This is a genomic window from Phyllobacterium myrsinacearum, from assembly GCF_014138285.1.
In the GTDB taxonomy this organism is placed as follows: Bacteria; Pseudomonadota; Alphaproteobacteria; order Rhizobiales; family Rhizobiaceae; genus Phyllobacterium; species Phyllobacterium myrsinacearum_A.
Window position 1 is genome coordinate 160,093 of record NZ_JACGXN010000002.1, and the last position, 21,181, is coordinate 181,273.

The following is a 21,181-nucleotide window of genomic DNA, read 5'->3' on the forward strand; positions in this document are numbered from 1 at the left end:
TATCAATAGTAACCAGAAAACAAACCGTACCCAAGCATTCAGGAGACCAAAATGAAAATTGCACTGATCGGCGCCACAGGTTTTGTCGGTACAGAATTGTTGAAAGAAGCCGTTTCGCGCGGTCATTCCGTCACGGCGCTGGTTCGCAACGTCGACAAGGTTGAAAAGCTTGATGGTATCAAAGCCGTCAAAGCTGATGTGCTCGATGTCGCGGATCTCGCTGAAAAGTTGAAGGGTCACGACGTCGTGCTTTCGGCATATAATCCAGGCTGGGGTGTTCCTGACATTCAGGCCGTTCATGTCAAAGCCAGCAAGGCAATCAGCGAAGCCACGAAGAAGGCGGGTCTGAAGCGCCTGATCGTTGTCGGCGGTGCGGGAAGCCTGTTGAATCAGGAAGGCAAGCAATTCGTCGATGGCCCTGATTTTCCGGCCGAATATCGCGAAGGCGCCCTGGGCGCCCGTCAGGCCCTGAACGACCTGAAGACCGAAAATGGTTTGGACTGGAGCTTTATCTCTCCACCATTCGCCCTTGTGCCCGGCCCGCGTACCGGCACCTATCGGCTCGGCAAGGACAATCCCGTGTTCAATGCCGAGGGCCACAGCACTATCAGCGCGGCTGACCTTGCTGTCGCCATTGTCGATGAAGCAGAGGCAGGCAAACACATCCAGCAGCGCTTCACCGTTGGATACTGATATCTGATTGCATGACCATCGTGCGTGGTTCGACAAGCTCACCATGAGGGAGAGTGAGGATTGCAGGGAGTTATATTCTGAACGCAGGTGATTGGCTTGTTCTGCAACGCTGACGATTAGCATGCAGCCATCCCTCGCCCTCATGGTGAGCTTGTCGAACCACGAATCACGCACCTGATATAAGCAGGCCGCCCCATCAGGGGCGGTTTCCTTTTGGTGCCTCGGCAACCGGAATGTGCGTTCTTCACAAGCAATGGAGCTGTGCCTACCTATGCAGCAACACAAGATACGAAGGTGAAGATCATGGAACTCGGCATCTATACATTTGCAGGCATGAGCCCTGACCCGAAGAGCGGTGTTGCCATCGACGCACACCAGCGCATGCAGAACCTCCTGGAAGAAATGGAGCTGGCTGATCAGGTCGGTCTCGATGTGTTCGGCATCGGCGAGCATCACCGCCCGGATTTCGTCATTTCCACTCCGGCCGTGGTTCTGGCCGCAGGCGCCGCACGCACCAAGAATATCCGGTTGACCAGCGCCGTCACCGTTTTGAGCTCGGAGGATCCGGTTCGCGTGTTCCAGGAATACGCGACGCTCGACCTCATCTCGTCGGGCCGTGCGGAAATCATGGCGGGTCGCGGCTCGTTCATCGAGTCATTTCCCCTGTTCGGCTATGACCTTAACGACTACGATGAGCTGTTCACCGAAAAGCTCGACCTGCTATTGAAACTGCGAGCCAGCGAACGCGTGACGTGGAAAGGCAACCTTCGGGCGCCGATCAACAATCTTGGCGTCTATCCACGTCCGTTGCAGAATCCGCTGCCTGTATGGATTGCCGTCGGCGGCACCCCCGCCTCGGTCATCCGCGCCGGAACGCTCGGCCTGCCGCTTGCCGTTGCCATTATCGGCGGCGAACCGCATCGCTTTGCGCCTCTGGTCGATCTCTACCGTGAAGCGGGAGCAAAGGCCGGTCATGCACCGGAGACGCTTAAAGTCAGCATCAATTCGCACGGCTATGTCGCGGAGACATCACAGGCCGCAGCAGATGGCTACTGGCCATCCTATGAGGTGGTGATGAACAAGATCGGCCGCGAACGCGGCTGGCCGCCGAGCAACCGGGCACAGTTTGAGGCGGGGCGCACCCCACGTGGCGCACTTCTGGTCGGCTCGCCACAGGAAGTCATCGACAAGATCATGCTGCAACACACCTACTTCAAGCACGATCGCTTCATGTTGCAGATCGATCTCGGCAGCCTGCCGCACAAGAACACGCTGAGGGCTATCGAGCTGTACGGGACGGAAGTTGCTCCTGTCATCCGCAAGGAGCTTGGCCAATCCGTGAAAACGGAAGAAGCGGCATTGGTTTAAAACCAACGGCGGTGGGATTTCAGTCCCACCGCCCGCTGCCATGATCAGGCCGTGGCAAGCCCAAAGCCCTGCATCAGCCGCCGGGTGGAAAAGTCGGGGTTACCTGATGTGAACACCGCGATATCGTCGCCATGCTCCGGCTCGGTGCCGGTACCGTTCGGCTTGAGCAGCGACAAGGCACGGCGGGCGATCGCTTCGGCCGGATCGAGCCAATCGACGGGCCATGGGGCAAGACGCCGGAACACATTGGCCAAAAACGGGTAATGCGTGCAGGCCAAAACGACGATATCAGTGCGTTTACCATCCATTTCGACAAAACATGGCGCGATTTCCGCCTCTATCGCCGCATCATCGAGATGATCACCGCGTATATGCGCTTCGGCCATGCGCGCCAGATTCTGGCTGCCAACGAGCCGTACATGGCATTTCGTGGCAAAAGATTGAATAAGATCGCGCGTATAGGCGCGCTTGACCGTGCCAGGCGTTGCCAGCACCGTGATAAGGCCCGACGAGGTACGCTCGGCTGCGGGTTTGATGGCCGGAACAGTGCCGACAAAAGGTACGGACGGAAAGGCCTGACGCAGATCGTCCAGCACCAGCGTCGACGCTGTGTTGCAGGGAATGATGGCGATCTCCGGATCGTATTTGGCAATAAAACCCTCGAACAGGCCGAGAATGCGCGCGCGCAACGGTTCCTCTTCCCAATCGCCATAGGGGAAACCGGCATCGTCGGCGATGTAGACAAAGCGTCGGTCCGGGATGAGCACCCGCGCCTCGCGCAAAACAGTCAAACCGCCAATGCCGCTGTCAAACGCAATGATCGGCCGGTCTGTTATGTCACTCATCGCCCGATTTATCCTCGTGTTTCGTTGGCTTGGCCGCTGGTTTCTTGGCCGCTGGTTTTTCCCGCTTGCGCCCTTCTGGCGCCCCCGAACCGCGCGGTGTCTTGGGGCTGAAATAATCCAGCGAGACAACAACGCCGCGCAAGAGCTTTAGCTCCGAGTCGGAAAATCCGGCTCGGGTCAGCACACCGCGCAGATTGTTGACCATGATCTCCTTGCGGGCCATCGGACGGAAATAGCCCCGTGCCTGCAACGCATCTTCCAGATGGTTGAAAAAGCCCTGCAGCTGCTCCTTCGGCGCGGGCTCAAGCTCGGGCCCCCGGAAGGCCGTGTCCGTTTCCTTCTCCAACCCTGACTTCATCCACTCATAGGACATGAGCAAAACCGCCTGTGCGATATTCAGCGACGAAAATGCCGGATTGACCGGAAATGTTACCAGCTCATCGGCGAGGCTGACTTCGTCATTATTGAGGCCGAAACGCTCGCGGCCGAAAAGAATGCCTGTTTTCTCGCCCCGGTTGAAACGCTGGCGCAGTGTCTGCCCTGCTTCGACAGGTCCCCGCACCTGTTTGAAGGCGTCGCGCTCACGTGCGGTCGTCGCGTAGACGAAATGCAGATCCTCAATAGCCGACGGCAGATCATCATAGACCTTTGCCCCATCGATGATGTGATCAGCACGGCTTGCAGCGGAGCGCGCCTTATCGTTGGGAAATTCTTCGCGTGGTTTGACGAGGCGCAGCTCTGCCAGACCGAAATTGGCCATGGCCCGCGCCACCATGCCGATATTCTCCGGCAATTGCGGTTCGACCAATATGATCGCCGGCCCTTCGGCGATGAGAGTGCGCTGTCTGTCTGTACCTGCCATCTGTGTTCCCTAGAGTATCTGGCGTCCTCTTAGCTCGCGAATTTTTGATGAGCAATCCTGAGTGCTGCAAAGCCGGTATTTCGCAGGGTTACGGTGCATGGTTCGCCCTCATGCCCATTATTCCGCATGGATTGCCATCAAACCGTTAAAGCCTGTCTTTGCGTTCTGGTTTGCGAGTGCTATAGGGGCGCGAACCCTCAACGAAAACCGATGCTGGCATTCCCAGACCAGCAAAAAAGAGGCTGACTATTCATGGCTAAGATCAAGGTTGCAAACCCGGTTGTCGAGCTCGATGGCGACGAGATGACCCGCATCATCTGGCAGTACATCAAAGAGAAGCTGATCCATCCCTATCTCGACATCGACCTGAAATATTACGATCTGGGCATCGAGCACCGCGATGCGACCGACGATCAGGTCACCATTGATGCGGCCAATGCGATCAACAAATATGGCGTCGGCGTCAAATGCGCCACGATCACGCCTGACGAACAGCGCGTTGAGGAATTCGGCCTCAAGAAGATGTGGAAGTCGCCCAACGGCACCATCCGCAACATTCTCGGCGGCGTTATCTTCCGCGAACCGATCATTGCCAAGAACGTTCCCCGTCTGGTTCCAGGCTGGACGCAACCAATCATCGTCGGCCGTCATGCTTTCGGCGATCAGTACCGCGCGACCGATTTCCGGTTCCCCGGCAAGGGCAAGCTGTCGATCAAATTCGTCGGCGAAGACGGCAAGACGATCGAACACGACGTCTATGATGCGCCAAGTGCCGGCGTTGCCATGGCCATGTACAATCTGGATGATTCCATCCGCGACTTTGCCCGCGCCTCGCTCAACTATGCCTATAATCGCGGCGTTCCCTGCTACCTCTCGACCAAGAACACCATCCTCAAGGCCTATGACGGCCGCTTCAAGGATATCTTCCAGGAAGTATTCGACGCCGAATTCAAGGACAAGTTTGCCGAGAAGAAGATCACCTATGAGCATCGTCTGATCGACGACATGGTTGCATCGGCGCTGAAGTGGTCCGGCGGCTATGTCTGGGCCTGCAAGAACTATGATGGTGACGTGCAGTCCGATATCGTGGCGCAGGGCTTTGGCTCACTCGGCCTGATGACTTCCGTCCTGATGACGCCAGATGGTCAGACGGTGGAAGCGGAAGCTGCCCACGGTACGGTGACACGCCATTACCGCCAGCACCAGAAGGGGCAGGAAACTTCCACCAACTCCATCGCTTCGATCTTCGCCTGGACGCGTGGCCTTGCCCACCGCGCCAAGCTCGACGGCAATGCGGAACTGGACCGCTTCGCCAACACGCTGGAAAAAGTCTGCGTTGATACGGTTGAATCCGGTTTCATGACCAAGGATCTGGCGCTGCTGATCGGTCCGGATCAGCCTTGGCTGTCCACCACTGGCTTCCTCGACAAGATTGACGAGAACCTGCGCAAGGCCATGGCCGCCTGATCGGCCATCCTTGAAAAGACCCGCTTCTGGCGGGGATGGACGAAACAATCGGGCCCTCGGTGACGGGGGCCCGATTTCATTTCTGCAACTGCTTTTTAATGGTGTGCTCGGCGGCTCAAACTCCCCGGACCCAAACCGGTTCTCGACGCAGAGCCTTACGGATTGCCACATGATGTGATTATCACGACGTGCAACACACAGAATCTCTCGCTTTTCTCAAGATTGACAATGCGTTACCTTTCGTCATGAGCGAATATCCATCGACGACGGATCCCCATGAACTCAGGTTTTATTACAACGACCAACCAGTTGGGGCGTTTAAACCAGGGATAACACCGACCAGCCCAGGTACGCATGAATACGAACCATTTCGTGGCCCGGGACACTACGAAATGGTGATTACTGTGAAAAAGGGCGACTGCCCGCAATGCTGTTTCCTGCATCAGGGACACAGAGTAACTTTCAAAGTCATAGCAACTCAAACGAACGCAGTGCTCCTCGATTGCTTTGACGATCTATCCACTGCCTGAATCAAGGCCGTCCGCGAAATTCACTCATCGTCTTCAGCCTTTTCTTCCTCTTTGGCCGGTTTCCCCGGCTTTGCCAGCGCAGCACAGTTTGGCGTCGCCGATGGCAATTTCATTCCCGATTTAAGGTCGAGCACCCTACGGAAGGCGTGGGCCGGAATGCTGCCAACGATCTTCCCCGCCTTTCCTGCCAGTTCGAACTCAAAACCCTTTGATGCAGCGGCAGCAAAGTCCGCCTCGTCCATCGAGACCATGCCCGTGTCTTCACGCGTGGGCACACACGGCTGGAAGTAACAAGGTATCCGGGTGCTCAATCCCTTGGTGAATGGCAGCTGTTTCCCGTAGCTCCACGCTTCGGAAATCAGGCTTTTGCCTGGCCCGACATAGCGCGTCTTGAATCCATATCCGACCGTTGTCGAATAATAGGGCTGCACGCTCAGTGACGTGAACAGAGCGTAATAAGCCATGACACTGGGGCCGTAGGCAGTATCACTCCGCATATGGACATCTTTGACCACCGTCGACGTCTGACAGGAAGCAAGTGCCATCGCAGTACACAAAAGAGCCGGTATAGCTTTCACAAGAATTCTCAAAAATAATAAGTCAAAAACACTGCTCAAAATTTCAAACAAAACGCACGCGCCAGGGACATGGAGAATAGTACCGGAAACGCGGCATATTTTAAATTCTACTATAGTTTAATTGATAGACATGACGGGCAGGTGTACAAATTACCTCAAGAAGAACATGAGGAAATGGGGTGGCGCGGTGGAGAGCCTATTCTCACACCGGTATGTTCCAGCTGCGCCGATACGCGGCTGGAACCATATTACTGGAAATAGCAAGCCAATGCCTCGCGCACGCCTGCTATCGCAGCTTCACTTCTGGAGCCGTCAAATGCGCCTGCCTGCGCAGTTTCAGGACGATTGCGGGAACTCATACGGACTGGAAACAAATGCCAGAACGGGCCGGCAAAAGCGTGGCTCGCGATGGCTACTGCGGCTTCGGCCTTGCGGCTAACAGCCACCGGTATGCCCTTCAGGATGGTCGTCGCCAGCCGCGCTTATACGCGACTGGAAAAGCGGTCCGTTGAACTAATCAGCCAAAGCGTCGCGCACCACCGTCACAGCGGCTTCGGCCTTCGAACCATCGGGTCCGCCTGGCTGCGCATGTCAGGATGCTCACGACCAGCCGCGCTTGCACGCGACTGGAAAAGCGGTTCGTTGAACTAGTCAGCCAAAGCATCTCGCACAGCTGCCACAGCGGCTTCGGCCTTCGAGGCATCGGGCTCACCGGCCTGCGCGTGTCAGGATGATCACGACCAGCCGCGCTTGCACGCGACTAGAAAAGCGGGTCGTTGAACTAGTCAGCCAAAGCGTCGCGCACCGCCGTCACAGCGGCTTCGGCCTTCGAACCATCGGGTCCGCCTGCCTGCGCCATATCGGGACGCCCGCCACCGCCAGCACCGCCAAGCGCGGCGGAAGCGATCTTGACGAGATCGACAGCGCTGAACTTGCCGACGAGGTCATCGGTGACGCCGACAACCGCACTTGCCTTGCCGTCTTCCGAGACGCCGATGAACGTGACGACGCCCGAACCGACAGTCTTCTTGGCATCATCGGCCAGAGGCTTCAGATCGCGCGGATTGACGCCAGTCACAACCTTGCCGATAAAGCCAACGCCATTGACAGTCTCTGATTGTGCGCCGCCATTGCTGGAACCGCCAAGCGCCAACTGTTTGCGCGCTTCGACGAGTTCGCGCTCCAGTTTGCGGCGCTCATCCAGCAACGTTGTTACACGCGACAACGCATCGGCAGGCGTGGATTTCAACGCGCTGGCAATGGCTTTGACCCGGTCATCCTGCTCTTCGAGATAGCGGCGTGCAGCTTCGCCGGTCAATGCCTCCATACGGCGGACACCGGCAGCCACGGCACTTTCCGAGACAATCCGGATCAGGCCGATATCGCCGGTTGCGCGAACATGCGTGCCACCGCACAGTTCAGTCGAATAGCTCTTGCCCGCTTTTTCACCATGCAGCGCCGTTCCCATGGAAACAACGCGTACTTCATCGCCATATTTCTCGCCGAACAGCGCCATTGCGCCTTCAGCTATCGCGTCGTCAACCGCCATCAGACGGGTGCTGACCGGTGCGTTCTGTAATACGATCTCGTTGGCCAGATCTTCAATCACAGCCAGTTCCTTGTCCGAAATCGGCTTCGGATGCGAGAAATCGAAGCGCAACCGGTCCGGTGCGACGAGTGAACCTTTCTGGGCAACGTGCGTACCAAGTGTTTCGCGCAGCGCTTCATGCAGCAGGTGTGTCGCCGAGTGATTGGAGCGAATACGCGTCCGGCGCGCACTATCGACCACCAGCTCAACCGGCTCATCCAACTTCACGGTGCCCTTGAGAACCTTGCCAAGATGCACGAACACGCCGTCATTCTTCTTCTGTGTGTCGGTCACGACCACTGTGAAGCCGTCACCGGAAATGACGCCAGTATCACCCTGCTGGCCGCCGGATTCACCGTAGAACGGCGTCTGGTTGACCACAATGGCAATGTTCTCGCCTTCGCCGGCGCTGTCCACCTGCGCACCGTCCCGCACGAGTGCAGTGATGACGCCTTCGGCCTTTTCGGTCTCATAACCCAGGAATTCGGTGGAACCGACCTTGTCACGCACCGAGAACCAGACGGTTTCCGTAGCCGCATCGCCGGAACCGGACCAATGGGCGCGCGCTTCCGCCTTCTGTCGTTCCATGGCGGCGGCAAAAGCGTCGGTGTCAACAGCGATGCCACGCTGACGTAGCGCATCCTGCGTCAGATCGAGCGGGAAACCGAACGTGTCATAGAGTTTGAAAGCCGTCTCGCCATCGAGACGATCACCCTCGCCAAGACCTTCCGTTGCGTCGCTGAGCAGGCCAAGGCCGCGATCCAGCGTCTTGCGGAAGCGGGTTTCCTCGAGCTTCAGAGTTTCGGAAATCAGTGATTCAGCGCGGATCAGCTCCGGATAGGCCTGCCCCATTTCGCGGATGAGCGCCGGCAGCAGGCGCCACATCAACGGCTCCTTGGCACCCAGCAACTGCGCATGGCGCATGGCGCGGCGCATGATACGGCGCAGCACATAACCCCGGCCTTCATTCGACGGCAGCACGCCGTCGGCGATGAGGAAGCTCGATGAGCGCAGATGATCGGCAATCACCCGGTGGCTGGCCCGGAATTTACCTTCCGCCTTGACGCCGGTTGCATCTTCCGACGCGCGGATAAGCGCGCGGAACAGGTCGATATCGTAATTGTCATGCTCGCCCTGCAGCACCGCAGCCAGACGCTCCAGCCCCATGCCCGTGTCAATCGACGGGCGTGGCAATTCAATGCGCTGTTCCTTGGTGATCTGCTCGAACTGCATGAACACGAGGTTCCAGATCTCGATAAAGCGATCGCCATCCTCATCGGCGCTGCCGGGAGGACCACCCCAGATGTCTTCACCGTGGTCATAGAAAATTTCCGAGCACGGGCCGCACGGACCGGTGTCACCCATGGCCCAGAAGTTGTCACTGGTCGCGATACGGATAATGCGGTCATCGGACAGGCCGGCAATCTTCTTCCAGAACCCGGCGGCTGCATCATCCGTGTGATAGACGGTGACCAGCAGCTTGTTCCTGTCAAGGCCGAATTCTTTGGTGATCAGGTTCCAGGCAAGGCTGATGGCCTCTTCCTTGAAATAATCGCCAAAGGAGAAATTTCCGAGCATTTCAAAAAAAGTATGATGGCGGGCGGTATAGCCGACATTATCCAGGTCATTGTGCTTGCCGCCTGCCCTTACGCATTTCTGCGATGTCGTGGCGCGGCTATAGGGCCGTTGCTCCAGACCGGTGAAAACATTCTTGAACTGCACCATACCGGCATTGGTGAACATCAGCGTCGGATCATTACGCGGGACAAGCGGGCTCGACGCCACGATCTCATGGCCGTTCTTCTTGAAATAGTTCAGAAATGTCGACCGGATTTCGTTGACGCCACTCATGTGTATTGCCTTCTGACTTGTCTAAAACCAAAGCGAAATAGCCCCTTGTTGCAGCAAAGAGGCGGAACGCAACGCTTGTAGCGATGTGGCCGCTGCCTGTCCAGAAAATCCCTGTGATGATGGGCTTTGCTCGTGAACAGCACTGTCTTCAAATGCATGCCCTCTCCCTCATGCTGAGCTTGAGGGAGATTTGAGCCCAGCTGAGGCAAGGTCTTGCAGCATGAAAACACTTCACAAAAGAAAAACCCGCATCCAGAGGCTGGATGCGGGTTTTCAATCACAGACCAGAAACGGCCCGTCCTGGAAGATCAGCCTTCAGCGGCCTCGGGGCCATCATTGTCTTCAACATCGTCCGGACCCTTATCCAGCATTTGCTCGGCAATCAGACCGGCGTTCTGGCGCAACACCAGTTCGATCTCATTGGCGACTTCAGGATTATCCTTGAGGAAGAGTTTCGCGTTGTCGCGGCCCTGCCCCAGACGCTGGGAATTATAGGAGAACCATGAACCGGACTTTTCAACGATCCCTGCCTTGACGCCGAGGTCAACCAGTTCGCCGGTCTTGGAAACACCTTCACCATACATGATGTCGAATTCAACCTGCTTGAAGGGCGGCGCAAGCTTGTTCTTGACGACCTTGACGCGGGTCTGGTTGCCCACGACCTCGTCGCGTTCCTTCAACGCACCGATACGGCGAATATCGAGGCGAACCGAAGCATAGAACTTCAGCGCATTGCCGCCCGTCGTGGTTTCGGGCGAACCAAACATCACGCCGATCTTCATGCGAATCTGGTTGATGAAGATGACCATGCAATTGGAGCGCGAAATCGACGCTGTCAGCTTGCGCAGTGCCTGACTCATCAGACGCGCCTGCAGGCCGGGGAGAGAATCACCCATCTCGCCTTCGATTTCCGCACGCGGTGTCAGGGCAGCTACGGAGTCGACAACAAGCACATCGATTGCCCCGGAGCGCACCAGCGTATCAGTGATCTCAAGTGCCTGCTCGCCGGTATCGGGCTGCGATATCAGCAGGTTTTCCAGATCCACACCCAGCTTGCGGGCATAGACCGGGTCCAGTGCATGTTCCGCGTCAACGAAGGCGCAGATACCGCCCTTTTTCTGGGCTTCAGCAATCGTATGCAGCGCCAGGGTCGTCTTACCGGAGCTTTCAGGTCCGTAAATCTCGACAATACGGCCTTTCGGCAAACCGCCGACGCCGAGGGCTATGTCAAGTGAAAGCGAGCCAGTTGAAACCGTCTCAATTTCCACCACCTGCTCATTGCGTCCAAGCCGCATGATCGAACCCTTACCAAAGGCCCTCTCGATCTGGGACAATGCCGCATCCAGCGCTTTCGTTTTATCCACCGAATTACCCTCAACTAACCGCAAAGAATTTTGAGCCATGTTACACTACCCCTGTGCTATCCATGAAGTCCGGACGCTCCGGTCTTTGAAGATATTTGTATCTGTTTTGTTCTCATTTTGCAATACGAATAACCCATTGAAAAACAATAGTAACTCAAAAATGTTCTTTTAACGTTCTCGTTAGCACCCCCGCTGGGTTGTCCACATGTTCCTCTTGAGCACCGGCTGCCGGGACGGCAACAACGGAAAACAGATTCGAATCGTTCAGGCGATTGCGTCGACGCAAGGAGCGCTCTAGACAGGGGAAACGACCAAGTGTCTTTCAACCCATCAATTTGTTCAGCAAAAGCCATCGACATGCCCCAGGACAAAAACCCGCTGCTGTTCGCTGTCGGCGGCGCCCATATGGACCGGCGCGGCCAAAGCAGCGTTCCGTTTATTCCCGGCGCCTCCAACCCCGGCATCATGCGGGAAGAACCGGGCGGAGGCGTTTTCAATGCCTTGCGTCTGGCGGTCCGGCGGGGTGTCCAAGCCGAGATGCTGTCGGTGCGCGGTGGTGACCGGGTCGGCGACGTCATCAGCGCGGCTTTCGAAGCCGCCGGGATCAAAGACAGCTCTGCCGTCTTCATTGATCGGGCGACACCAAGTTACACCGCTATCCTCGACGAGCATGGCGATGTTGTTGCAGCCATTGCCGATATGGCACTGTATGAACTTGCCCTGCCCCGACAGTTGCGCCGCCGCAAGGTGCGCGATTCCATTGAAGCAGCCGATGCCGTTTTCGGCGACGCCAATCTGCCGTCCGAAGCCTTGCAACGGCTGGCAGAGCTTGCCGGAGACAAACCGCTCTACGCGCTGGCCATCTCTCCGGCAAAGGCCGTGCGGCTGCGGCCGGTCCTCGGAAACCTCGGCTGTTTGTTTCTCAACCGGCGTGAAGCCTTTGCGCTCACGGGACTCGGCGCGGATGCCAGCCTGCGCGATCTTCACAAAGCCCTGAGGGCAGAAGGCCTGCATGCGGCAATCGTCAGCAATGGCGGCGAGGCTGCACTTGCCTATTCCGATGAAGGGGCGTTTTCCCTGCTTCCACCCGAAATTGATGGCATTGCCGATGTCACCGGCGCAGGAGATGCGCTGGCGGGCGCCACCATTGCCGCCCTGATGCGCGGCGCCGCACTGCAGGACGCCGTTCGCGAGGGCTTCGCAGCATCGGCTCTGACACTGAAAACCCATTCCGCAACCCCGATCTTTACGTCGAAGATTTTTGACGCGGTGCTTGCGACCATACCGACGGCCACCCGGCTCGCGTGAGCTAAGAGCCGCACATGACAAAGGAAAGAACCATGACCACTGCAGCCCTCAACCCGTTCACCGACATTGCGCCTGAGGTACAGACGGCGCTTGATGCCGGACGACCCGTGGTGGCACTGGAAAGCACGATCATCACCCACGGTATGCCCTACCCGGACAACAGCCGCATGGCCGCCGATGTCGAGACGATCATCCGCGAGGGCGGTGCTGTTCCCGCAACCATCGCCATCATCGACGGCCGGTTGAAGATCGGTATTTCCGCAGAAGAACGGGAGGCTTTGGCGCAGGTCAAGGGGGCCATGAAGCTGTCACGCGCCGACCTCGCCTTTGCCCTGTCCGAGGGCCGCACCGGCGGCACAACCGTGGCCGCCACGATGCTGGCCGCGCATCTTGCCGGCATTCGCGTGTTTGCAACGGGCGGCATCGGCGGCGCGCACAAGGGCGCCGAAACGAGCTTCGACATCTCAGCCGATCTTGAAGAGCTGGGCCGTACGCCGGTTATCGTTGTTTCGGCCGGTGCCAAGGCGATTCTGGATATTGAAAAGACATTGGAAGTGCTTGAAACCAAAGGTGTCCCCGTTGTGGTGCATGGGGCGGATGTTCTGCCTGCCTTCTGGTCGCGTCAGTCACACCTCAAGGCGCCGCTGCGTCTCGACACGCCTGATGCCATTGCCAAATTTCAGGCAGCGCGCAACGCCATCGGCGTCATTGGCGGCATGCTGATTGCCAATCCCATCCCGGTCGAAAGTGAAATTCCTGCGGAGATCATGGGCGGTTACATCCGTGAGGCCCTGTCGCGCGCCACAAAAAATGGCATTACGGGCAAGGCCGTAACGCCATATCTTCTCTCGGAAATTCTCGACATCACCGGGGGTGAAAGCCTGAAGGCCAATATCGCCCTGGTGGAAAACAATGCACGCCTCGCGGCGCGCATTGCGGTTGCATTGACGACTAAGTAAGCGGCGAAATCTGCAGTTCGACGCGACGGTTCTGGGACCGGCCGGCTTCCGAGTTGTTGGAAGCAACCGGCTCATCCATACCGAAACCTCGAACTGCAAAGCGCCTGTTGTCGATGCCCTGCTGGGTCAGGTAGTTCGATACGGAAAGCGCGCGGCGCTCGGACAGGAGCTGATTGTACTGCTGGCCGCCGACATTGTCCGTATGACCATAGACATCGATGATACTGCGGTCGAACTTGCGCAGCACCACTGCAACCGAATTCAGCGTTGCAAAGAATTGCGGCTTAACCGCATCCTGGTCCGTGGCAAACGTGATGTTCGATGGCATATTCAGAATGATCTTGTCACCGTTACGCGTCACCGATACGCCAGTGCCCTGCAGCTGTGCGCGCAGCTCCGATTCCTGACGATCCATGTAATTGCCAACGGCACCGCCGGCGAGTGCGCCGATACCGGCACCGATCAAAGCCGCATTGCGGCCAGATTTGCCACCGCCGCCAACGGCAAGACCGCCCAGCGCGCCAACTGCCGCGCCAATCGCAGCACCACCGGCTGTGTTCGATATTTTCTGCTCGCCCGTATAGGGATCGGTGGTGGTGCAACCAGCTAAAAACGTCGCTGCAAGACAGCCGATGGCAAACTTCTTGATCATGGAATCAGGTCCCCGTTGGAATTGTCGCAAAATATACGAGTGATTACGGCAAAATATGGAGAGGAACCGGCTAAATTTTTCTTAACCGGGCCATCGCCAGAGCATCGACAAACTGCCCGCCCTTGAAGGCATAGTCCCGGTGCAGGCCTTCCCGCTCGAAGCCACATTTTTCATAGAGATCGATGGCTCTGATATTGTCCGTATAGACCGTCAGCTCCAGACGCCGGATGTTCAGCCAGTTGTCCGCCGTATCGATCAAGGCAAGCAGCAAGGCCTTGCCTATGCCTCGTCCTGTAAAGTCGTCATGGACGCCAAGCCCCAGATTTGCCGCGTGAGCGCGCCGCCCGCCCGACGGATGCAAGCCGGCGTGACCAACAACCTTCTCATCGATTTCAGCAACGATGCTGATCGTCCCGGCACCGGGGTTCTCGAGCCATTTGCGGGTTTGTTCCGGCCCTTGGAAAGGCAGGCGCAAAGTGCCGGCGCGAAAGCCGGGCAGGTTCGTCAAGGCATTGATCTGGTCGCAATCGTCGATACGCGCGGCACGGATGGAAAATCCGCTGTCCTGAGATGATGGTGAATTCTGGTCTGTCATCTTGCTCTCCGTTTGTTCAAGGAGAGCAGTGGTCAGACCCTGCTCGCCTCATTGGCAGGGTCTGGTGAAAGATCGCGTCGACGTCAGCGCAACAGCTCTCCACCACCCCTGAAAAGGAGTGCGGTGCAAAGCATCATAATTGTCGAACGGTTGATCATGCGGCCATCTTTCACCACAATATCAGTGATTTCAAGGGGCCTTCGGACTCAAAACATGAGCGCAGTTCAAAAAATTTGACCGATCTGGCAGGTGAAATTCGTTTGCGAAGCCGGTTCCGATCTAAGATGCTCCGCCCACTCAAATTGCACAGACAAGGAACGACAATGACTGATACTCCAAAATCGCCAGTAGCAATCATCACCGGTGGCGGACGCGGCATGGGCGCCGGCATAGCCCGCGAACTGCACGGCAGAGGCTACAAGCTGGGACTGATGTCGCCTTCCGGCAGTGCGATCGAGCTGGCAGCCGAACTGGGTGCCATCGGCATCAAGGGATCTGCCGGAGAAGCCAAGGATCTGGAAACGCTCGTCGCCAAGACGGCGGAAGCTTATGGTCGGATCGATGCGGTGGTCAATCACACGGGTCATCCGCCGAAGGGTGATCTTATCGACATCACCGACGAGAAATGGGCATTGGGCAATGATCTGATGGTGTTGAGCGTCGTGCGCATGGCGCGGCTCGTCACACCGTACATGATCAAGCAGGGGAAAGGTGCCTGGGTAAACATCACCACCTTTGCCGCCTTCGAACCAAGCCTTGTCTTCCCGGTTTCCTGCGCCTATCGCGCCGCCGTCGGCGCTTATACGAAGCTTTATGCGGATCGTTATGCCGCCGACAACATCCGCATGAATGCCTTACTTCCCGGCTTTATCGACAGCCTCGATCACAAGCCGGGCACCGAGACCGGCATCCCGATGAAGCGCGTCGGCACCATGAACGAGATCGCCAAGACGGCAGCGTTTCTGCTTTCGGATGATGCGGGCTATATAACCGGCCAGAACATCCGCGTCGATGGCGGCATCACCAAGCACGTCTGAACGCGCTTCGGGCAGCATGCTGAAATGCTGCCCCGCTGCTGTGCGTGGTTCGTGATTGTGCAAATATTGGATAGATATCCACCCCCCTCTGCCCTGTCGGGCATCTCCCCCGCAAGGGGGGAGATCACATCGTCATTAACCATCTCGCTCAACTTTCAGCTGTTGAAGATTATCTGAAACAGTTGTGAAGGCTGATCTCCCCCCTTGCGGGGGAGATGTCCGACAGGACAGAGGGGGGTGAATTGGTCCTCAGTTTTGCCCTTCGTAAGAAAACCACACCAACTTATCCAACACTTCTCATCCTCGCGTATTCTCATCGTGTCCTTTCCGGCGGGAATGCTTCCGGAAACTTTCGAAAGTCGGGAAAGGATCGGCGCTTCGGCCTCGCGGGGAGAACCTGTGAGACTGGGGAGGTTTCGCCCCTTTGCCACAGCTTCATAGGGACCCGAAAGGGTCTGGTGAAAGGGCAGAACAAGGCGAAGACACAAATCGCCGGGGCGAGTGGTCCTTGGATCGCAAGCATCGCATACCAGACTACCCAAGACCCGCGTTCCAAGGACCGCCCGTCATTCTCTTCTTTCAACAGCCAGACGCAAAAGCGGGCGTGGCAACGGGGAGAACTCGTTCCACAATGAGCTTGTCGAAGGGCGAACCACGGAACCTCAATCGCCGATCTATATCAGATCAACGCCGAGCGATTCACGCAGATGCCTCTGGCCATTGGGCGTCACTGACACTGCGCGCGTGCCTTCAACGCGCCGGATCCAGCCCTTGTCGAAACAGTGATTGCACAATGCAGCACCTATGGCGCCAGCCAGATGCGGGCGCCGTTCGCTCCAGTCGAGGCAGGGGCGGCACAGAATGCGGCCTTTCTTCTGATTGATCGAGCCCACATCTATTCCCAGCCTGTCGAAGAGCGACATGCCCGTATCTGTCAGTTCGCCCGCATCGCGTCCCAGCTCCAGATGTCCGGCCCCGACAAGGGCATCGGCAATCGACACACCCAGCTTTCCCGCCAGATGATCATAACAGGTGCGCCCTGCCCGCAATGCCGCGTCGCGCGGCCCCGTGCGGACCGTCTTGCCGCCGGTGACGGGTGTTGCGATCTGCATGATGCTTTCGATCATCTGCGCCACGGCAGGTGATGCCAGGCGATGATAACGGTGTCTGCCCTGTTTCTCCACCTGCAGAAGCCCGGCCTCCGTCATACGCATCAGATGGCTGCTGGCCGTCTGCGCCGTGATCCCGGCAAGGTGCGCCAGCTCGCCCGCTGTCAAAGCGCGGCCATCCATAAGGCCGGTCAGCATGCTGGCGCGGCCGGGATCTCCAGCCAGCGCGGCGATTTCGGCAAATCTTGCGTTGTTCGACATGACATTCTTCCGTGGCTGCTTCTGAGCCAATACTGGCGCATCCACGCCAAGGATGCTTCGAAAACGCTCGAAGTATCAAGGCGCCCCTTATTCGCTTTCCAGCATTTCCTTCACCGAAGTCGCCAGCTGTTTCAGCGAGAACGGTTTTGGCAGGAAGCCGAACTTGGCATCTTCCGGCAGGTTGCGTGCAAAGGCGTCTTCCGCATAACCGGACACGAAGATGAACTTGATATCCCCGTATTCCTTGCGCAGTTCGCGCAGGAGTGTCGGACCGTCCATCTCTGGCATGACCACGTCGGAAACAATGATATCGACCTTGCCCTCGAGTTCCTTCATGACCTCAAGCGCTTCGACGCCGCTGGAAGCCTCATGCACCGTATAGCCGCGCGATTGCAGCGCCCGAACGCCGCCCATGCGCACCGCATCCTCATCCTCGACGAGAAGAACCGTTGCGGAACCTGAAAGATCAGTAGCCTTCTCGGCCTTCTTTTCCTTCTTCGGGGCTTCGACCGCAACAACTTCTCCAGCCTCGTTGAGAACAGGAGCTTCCACATGGCGCGGCAGGAAGATACGGAATGTCGTGCCCTTGCCGAGTTCGGATTCGCAATGGATCGAACCGCCGGTCTGCTTGATGATACCGTAGACCATGGAAAGGCCGAGGCCCGTGCCCTTGCCGACTTCCTTGGTGGTGAAGAAGGGCTCGAAAATCTTCTCGATGACCTCGGGCGGCATGCCCGTACCGCTGTCCTGCACCTCGACCAGCACATAGTCGCCCGGCATGAGATCACGGTAGTTGAGCGCTGCGCTTTCGCTCTCGCCGATATTGCGGGTGCGGATGATCAGATCGCCGCCCTCGGGCATGGCATCGCGCGCATTGACGGTCAGATTGACCACCACCTGCTCGAATTGGCCAAGATCGGCGCGCACGGGCCACAAATCCCGGCCGTGCTCGATCTTGAGGTTGACCTGTGTCCCCGCAAGCCGTGTCAGCAACATGCGCACATCGGCAATGACGTCGGTCAGGTCAAGCACCTCCGGACGCAGGGTCTGGCGCCGCGAGAACGCCAGAAGCTGCCGCACCAGCGATGCCGCGCGGTTGGCGTTCTGCTTGATGTTCATGATATCGGCAAAGGACGGATCGGAAGCCCGGTGATTGGTCAACAGAAGATCAGACGACATGATGATTGCGGTCAGGACGTTGTTGAAGTCATGCGCTATACCACCTGCAAGCTGACCAACGGCCTGCATCTTCTGGCTTTGAGCCATGGTGGCTTCGAGCGCTTTCTGCTCCGTGGTTTCCACAACGGAAACAATGGCCGCTTCCTCGGCGCCTTCTTCTGATCCCGCATCGAAGACCGGACTGATATAGAATCGCAGGTGACGCTCCTCATGACCCGGAATAACCGTATCGACAGGCGATATTTCCGCCTTGCCTGCAAAGGCAGCGGCAAGCGCCCGGTCGAAAGCCTCCCTGTCGCGCTCGTGCACAACGGTTTCGAGCGGTGTCCTCCGGTCGATGGCATCACGATCCACCACAGGCGAGAACAGTCCCAGGAACCGCGCATTGGTGCGCAGGATTTTGCCGGACGCATCGACAGCTGCAATCGCCATGGATGCGGAATTGAAGAAGCGGGTGAACCGCACTTCAGCGGCGCGCAAGGCTGCGGAATTGTCTTCGCCCTCGGCGCGGTTGAGGACTATCGTGCGGGTCGGACCATGCTTGCCATCGCGCTGTGCCTGCACGCGATGATAGAAGCGAACAGCGAGGCTTTGGCCGTTTGCCTTGGCCAGATCCAGATCGATCACCGTATTGCGGCTGGTGCCCGGCTCTGTCTTCACAGCATTGATCAGTGCCATGCCATTGCCGGCAACGATGTCACGTACAGTCATCGAGCCCGGCGTGAACTTGGTCAGATCGACTCCAAGCCATTCAGCCAGTGTCGCGTTGATATAGATGATACGCCCGTCGGGATCAGCCGAGAAGAAACCGGCCGGAGCGTGGTCGAGATGATCGATTGCTTCCTGAATATCCTGAAAATAACGCTCCTGTTCGGCGCGTTCAGCGGAGATATCGGCAATCTGCCAGGCAAAAACCGGCGCGGTCTGACCCGGAATACCCGCAACGGCACGCGCTTTCACACGGTACCAAGTGGGAACAGGCTCACGCGCCGGATCGAGTGGCCGTGACAGGCGCAGCTCCTCCTGGCCGGAAATACCATCCCTGACCGCATTGGCCAGCCGGTAAATGGGATCGGACGCGGCGCTTTCGCTGGACAATATATGCTCGATTGCCCGGACGTCGTTGGAATTGGTCACGCCGGTCAGCTGGGCATAGGCCCGGTTGGCGTAAACGATGCGGCCCTTCTGGTCCGTAACGACGGTTCCCTCGGGAAATGTATCGACAAAAGCGCGTGTCAGCTCATCGCTCGTCCCGCGCGGGGTAAACTGTATGACGTTGATGGCGGAGCCGAAGAGATAGAACACGCCGGTCATGGCCAGTGTGCCAAGAAGCCCCAGCAGGAACTGCTGCCCCAGCTGGTCGCGGTAGATGAAATAAAGGATGGAAACACCGACCAGCAGCACACCAAGGATGACAAGACGCAAAGCGGCTTTGGTCGACTTGGTATTGGCGATGATCGGCTCTGGATAAAGATCGTTGTGCGTCTCTTGAGACATTCGTCTCAAACCCCTTCTTTTCATCGCGGAAGCTGCCCGGGCAGGCCACAATATTCTGAACCGGCTGAAATCCGTATGACCAATGCCGGTTCCGATTCGTTTGGAACATATCTTTGATGCCGTATAAACCCCAAGCGTGCAGAAGTGACTATTATTCCACGATTTCGCGAAGCAATTGCGCCGCGCGATTGATCCAAGGGAACCATTCGCGCCTGGCTGCGTATGCATCAGGGTTGCAGCAGGCAAAAGCTCGCACTACTGTCGCACGAAATAATACTCCGGGTTCCATGTCGGGGGACGTGCGTTTTGGACCGGAGTTTGTAAAGGAGAGTTCGTCATGAATAATTGGCTGGCCGGTATTGTCGGCGAAACTGCGGCCCCGATCGTCGGGTTCGTCCTGCTTTTCGCGTTGGTCATTGTCCTGTTGTTGCTGGTCTTTGCGGTTCTGCGTCGGGTAACCGGCGGTACCTTCGTGTCAGGCGGACGCAACAGGCAGGTACGCCTGTCCGTCACCGATGCCGCAGCTGTCGATAATCGTCGCCGCCTCGTTCTGGTGCGCCGCGACGATGTCGAACATTTGATCCTGATCGGCGGCCCCAGCGATGTGGTCATCGAGCAGAACATCCGGCAATTCGCCAAGCCGCAGTCGCGGGTCGAACCTGCAGCCACGGTTGTGCCTGTTGATGCGGAGACAAAAGCGGAGGCAAAGCCGGTCGAGGCGCCCCGCTTGCCGCCAGCAGCTCCAAGCCGTATTTCACCACCCGTTGCTCCCGTCGCCCGACCCACAACCGTGCCTGCACAGGCAGCACCGCACATTCCCATTCGCCCAGCGTCGGCTCCTGCCCAGTCCCAGGCACCCGCACGGGAAACACCACAGCCTGAATCTCAGCGCCCCGCTGCTGCGCCGGCCCCGCTGCCGCCGGTTCCGCCCATGCAGCCTATCCCGCCCGTCGTCGCCGCAGCAACCGAGTTCACGGCGCAACCAGCACCAGCGGTAAAGCAACAGGTTGAGACTTCCAATCTGGATGCACCACAGAGGGACAACGGCTGGCAGCGCACGGCGGCACCTTCGTTTGGCTCGACCCAGCGCAGTGAACCGCACATAGATGCCCTTCCCCATTTCGAAGAAACGCATCCGGAACCGGCCCCGCCCGTTGAAACCAGAACCACGACGGCTGCAGCTTTTCCATTCTCCGTGCAGAACCTGAAGCCCGCGCAAGACGAGTCATCGCTGGATTTGCTTGGACCAGCCAAACAGGAAGAGCCGGAGATTAATCTTGCTGACATCGACTTTGACGATGCGTTTGAATCCGATCTGAAAGGCGAACTGCATGTCACGCCTGATGAGGAAGTCCGCAAGGAGTCCGGCAACATCGAGGATGAAATGGAGCGCCTGCTTGGTGATCTCTCCAAGCCCGAGAAACGCTGATCGGCAGCC

Annotated in this window: 17 protein-coding genes; 7 read left to right on the top strand and 10 right to left on the bottom strand. The window is 57.8% G+C overall.

What is annotated here, in order from left to right:
• Nucleotides 1-51 precede the first annotated feature (51 nt).
• Together FHW16_RS10395 and FHW16_RS10400 are read left to right on the top strand one after the other, a co-directional pair.
• On the top strand, nucleotides 52-693 hold the full coding sequence (locus tag FHW16_RS10395) for an NAD(P)-dependent oxidoreductase (protein WP_182549131.1): 642 nt from the start codon (nucleotides 52-54) through the stop codon (nucleotides 691-693).
• Nucleotides 694-996: 303 nt separating this feature from the next.
• Nucleotides 997-2,061, top strand: coding sequence for an LLM class flavin-dependent oxidoreductase (locus FHW16_RS10400; RefSeq protein ID WP_182549132.1), 1,065 nt, complete (start codon nucleotides 997-999; stop codon nucleotides 2,059-2,061).
• Between the two features lie 44 nt (nucleotides 2,062-2,105).
• Here the strand turns inward: FHW16_RS10400 and murI are convergent, their stop codons facing one another.
• Nucleotides 2,106-2,906, bottom strand: a complete 801-nt coding sequence (gene murI / locus FHW16_RS10405; RefSeq protein ID WP_182549133.1) for a glutamate racemase — start codon at nucleotides 2,904-2,906, stop codon at nucleotides 2,106-2,108.
• Nucleotides 2,899-3,768, bottom strand: coding sequence for an RNA methyltransferase (locus tag FHW16_RS10410; protein ID WP_182549134.1), 870 nt, complete (start codon nucleotides 3,766-3,768; stop codon nucleotides 2,899-2,901). The genes murI and FHW16_RS10410 overlap by 8 nt, the downstream gene beginning before the upstream one ends.
• A 252-nt stretch (nucleotides 3,769-4,020) precedes the next feature.
• Here FHW16_RS10410 and FHW16_RS10415 point away from each other — a divergent pair, with 252 nt between their 5' ends.
• A complete protein-coding gene (locus FHW16_RS10415; protein WP_182549135.1) occupies nucleotides 4,021-5,235 on the top strand; it encodes an NADP-dependent isocitrate dehydrogenase in 1,215 nt (404 codons plus the stop codon).
• A 550-nt stretch (nucleotides 5,236-5,785) separates the two neighbouring features.
• Here FHW16_RS10415 and FHW16_RS10420 read toward each other — a convergent pair.
• From FHW16_RS10420 to recA, 4 genes are all read right to left on the bottom strand, one after another.
• The gene (locus FHW16_RS10420) at nucleotides 5,786-6,262 is read right to left on the bottom strand and encodes a hypothetical protein (RefSeq protein ID WP_182549136.1); all 477 of its coding nucleotides are present in this window, start codon (nucleotides 6,260-6,262) and stop codon (nucleotides 5,786-5,788) included.
• A 329-nt stretch (nucleotides 6,263-6,591) separates the two neighbouring features.
• Nucleotides 6,592-6,789 (bottom strand): hypothetical protein, encoded by a 198-nt coding sequence (locus FHW16_RS10425; protein ID WP_182549137.1) that lies wholly within the window; start codon nucleotides 6,787-6,789, stop codon nucleotides 6,592-6,594.
• A 335-nt stretch (nucleotides 6,790-7,124) separates the two neighbouring features.
• Nucleotides 7,125-9,782, bottom strand: a complete 2,658-nt coding sequence (gene alaS / locus FHW16_RS10430) for an alanine--tRNA ligase (RefSeq protein WP_182549138.1) — start codon at nucleotides 9,780-9,782, stop codon at nucleotides 7,125-7,127.
• 308 nt (nucleotides 9,783-10,090) lie between these two features.
• Nucleotides 10,091-11,185 (bottom strand): recombinase RecA, encoded by a 1,095-nt coding sequence (gene recA / locus FHW16_RS10435; protein WP_182549139.1) that lies wholly within the window; start codon nucleotides 11,183-11,185, stop codon nucleotides 10,091-10,093.
• Between the two features lie 318 nt (nucleotides 11,186-11,503).
• On the opposite strand from recA, the gene FHW16_RS10440 reads away from it, so the two are divergent.
• Both FHW16_RS10440 and FHW16_RS10445 read left to right on the top strand, forming a co-directional pair.
• Complete coding sequence (locus FHW16_RS10440) at nucleotides 11,504-12,454, top strand: carbohydrate kinase family protein (RefSeq protein WP_182549140.1); 951 nt, start codon at nucleotides 11,504-11,506, stop codon at nucleotides 12,452-12,454.
• A gap of 32 nt (nucleotides 12,455-12,486) precedes the next feature.
• A complete protein-coding gene (locus tag FHW16_RS10445; protein WP_182549141.1) occupies nucleotides 12,487-13,413 on the top strand; it encodes a pseudouridine-5'-phosphate glycosidase in 927 nt (308 codons plus the stop codon).
• Here FHW16_RS10445 and FHW16_RS10450 read toward each other — a convergent pair.
• Together FHW16_RS10450 and FHW16_RS10455 are read right to left on the bottom strand one after the other, a co-directional pair.
• Entirely contained in the window at nucleotides 13,406-14,065 is a 660-nt protein-coding gene (locus FHW16_RS10450; RefSeq protein WP_182549142.1) for an OmpA family protein, read from the bottom strand. The two genes, FHW16_RS10445 and FHW16_RS10450, sit on opposite strands and share 8 nt — an antisense overlap.
• A 70-nt stretch (nucleotides 14,066-14,135) precedes the next feature.
• Nucleotides 14,136-14,660 (bottom strand): GNAT family N-acetyltransferase, encoded by a 525-nt coding sequence (locus FHW16_RS10455; RefSeq protein ID WP_182549143.1) that lies wholly within the window; start codon nucleotides 14,658-14,660, stop codon nucleotides 14,136-14,138.
• A 323-nt stretch (nucleotides 14,661-14,983) separates the two neighbouring features.
• On the opposite strand from FHW16_RS10455, the gene FHW16_RS10460 reads away from it, so the two are divergent.
• Nucleotides 14,984-15,697, top strand: a complete 714-nt coding sequence (locus FHW16_RS10460; protein ID WP_182549144.1) for an SDR family oxidoreductase — start codon at nucleotides 14,984-14,986, stop codon at nucleotides 15,695-15,697.
• Nucleotides 15,698-16,371: 674 nt separating this feature from the next.
• Here FHW16_RS10460 and FHW16_RS10465 read toward each other — a convergent pair.
• Together FHW16_RS10465 and cckA are read right to left on the bottom strand one after the other, a co-directional pair.
• Nucleotides 16,372-17,067, bottom strand: coding sequence for an ArsR/SmtB family transcription factor (locus tag FHW16_RS10465; protein WP_182549145.1), 696 nt, complete (start codon nucleotides 17,065-17,067; stop codon nucleotides 16,372-16,374).
• 87 nt (nucleotides 17,068-17,154) lie between these two features.
• Nucleotides 17,155-19,743 carry a cell cycle histidine kinase CckA gene (cckA, locus tag FHW16_RS10470; protein WP_182549146.1) on the bottom strand — a complete coding sequence of 863 codons (2,589 nt, stop codon included), beginning with the start codon at nucleotides 19,741-19,743 and terminating at the stop codon, nucleotides 17,155-17,157.
• 337 nt (nucleotides 19,744-20,080) lie between these two features.
• On the opposite strand from cckA, the gene FHW16_RS10475 reads away from it, so the two are divergent.
• Nucleotides 20,081-21,172 (top strand): flagellar biosynthetic protein FliO, encoded by a 1,092-nt coding sequence (locus tag FHW16_RS10475; protein ID WP_182549147.1) that lies wholly within the window; start codon nucleotides 20,081-20,083, stop codon nucleotides 21,170-21,172.
• Nucleotides 21,173-21,181: the final 9 nt, after the last annotated feature.

Bases quoted from the DNA above. Each gene is read 5' to 3' on its own strand.
- FHW16_RS10395 (WP_182549131.1), top strand. From the start codon at position 52: ATGAAAATTGCACTGATCGGCGCCACAGGTTTTGTCGGTACAGAATTG.
- FHW16_RS10400 (WP_182549132.1), top strand. From the start codon at position 997: ATGGAACTCGGCATCTATACATTTGCAGGCATGAGCCCTGACCCGAAG.
- murI (WP_182549133.1), bottom strand. From the start codon at position 2,906: ATGAGTGACATAACAGACCGGCCGATCATTGCGTTTGACAGCGGCATT.
- FHW16_RS10410 (WP_182549134.1), bottom strand. From the start codon at position 3,768: ATGGCAGGTACAGACAGACAGCGCACTCTCATCGCCGAAGGGCCGGCG.
- FHW16_RS10415 (WP_182549135.1), top strand. From the start codon at position 4,021: ATGGCTAAGATCAAGGTTGCAAACCCGGTTGTCGAGCTCGATGGCGAC.
- FHW16_RS10420 (WP_182549136.1), bottom strand. From the start codon at position 6,262: ATGCGGAGTGATACTGCCTACGGCCCCAGTGTCATGGCTTATTACGCT.
- alaS (WP_182549138.1), bottom strand. From the start codon at position 9,782: ATGAGTGGCGTCAACGAAATCCGGTCGACATTTCTGAACTATTTCAAG.
- recA (WP_182549139.1), bottom strand. From the start codon at position 11,185: ATGGCTCAAAATTCTTTGCGGTTAGTTGAGGGTAATTCGGTGGATAAA.
- FHW16_RS10440 (WP_182549140.1), top strand. From the start codon at position 11,504: ATGCCCCAGGACAAAAACCCGCTGCTGTTCGCTGTCGGCGGCGCCCAT.
- FHW16_RS10445 (WP_182549141.1), top strand. From the start codon at position 12,487: ATGACCACTGCAGCCCTCAACCCGTTCACCGACATTGCGCCTGAGGTA.
- FHW16_RS10450 (WP_182549142.1), bottom strand. From the start codon at position 14,065: ATGATCAAGAAGTTTGCCATCGGCTGTCTTGCAGCGACGTTTTTAGCT.
- FHW16_RS10455 (WP_182549143.1), bottom strand. From the start codon at position 14,660: ATGACAGACCAGAATTCACCATCATCTCAGGACAGCGGATTTTCCATC.
- FHW16_RS10460 (WP_182549144.1), top strand. From the start codon at position 14,984: ATGACTGATACTCCAAAATCGCCAGTAGCAATCATCACCGGTGGCGGA.
- FHW16_RS10465 (WP_182549145.1), bottom strand. From the start codon at position 17,067: ATGTCGAACAACGCAAGATTTGCCGAAATCGCCGCGCTGGCTGGAGAT.
- cckA (WP_182549146.1), bottom strand. From the start codon at position 19,743: ATGTCTCAAGAGACGCACAACGATCTTTATCCAGAGCCGATCATCGCC.
- FHW16_RS10475 (WP_182549147.1), top strand. From the start codon at position 20,081: ATGAATAATTGGCTGGCCGGTATTGTCGGCGAAACTGCGGCCCCGATC.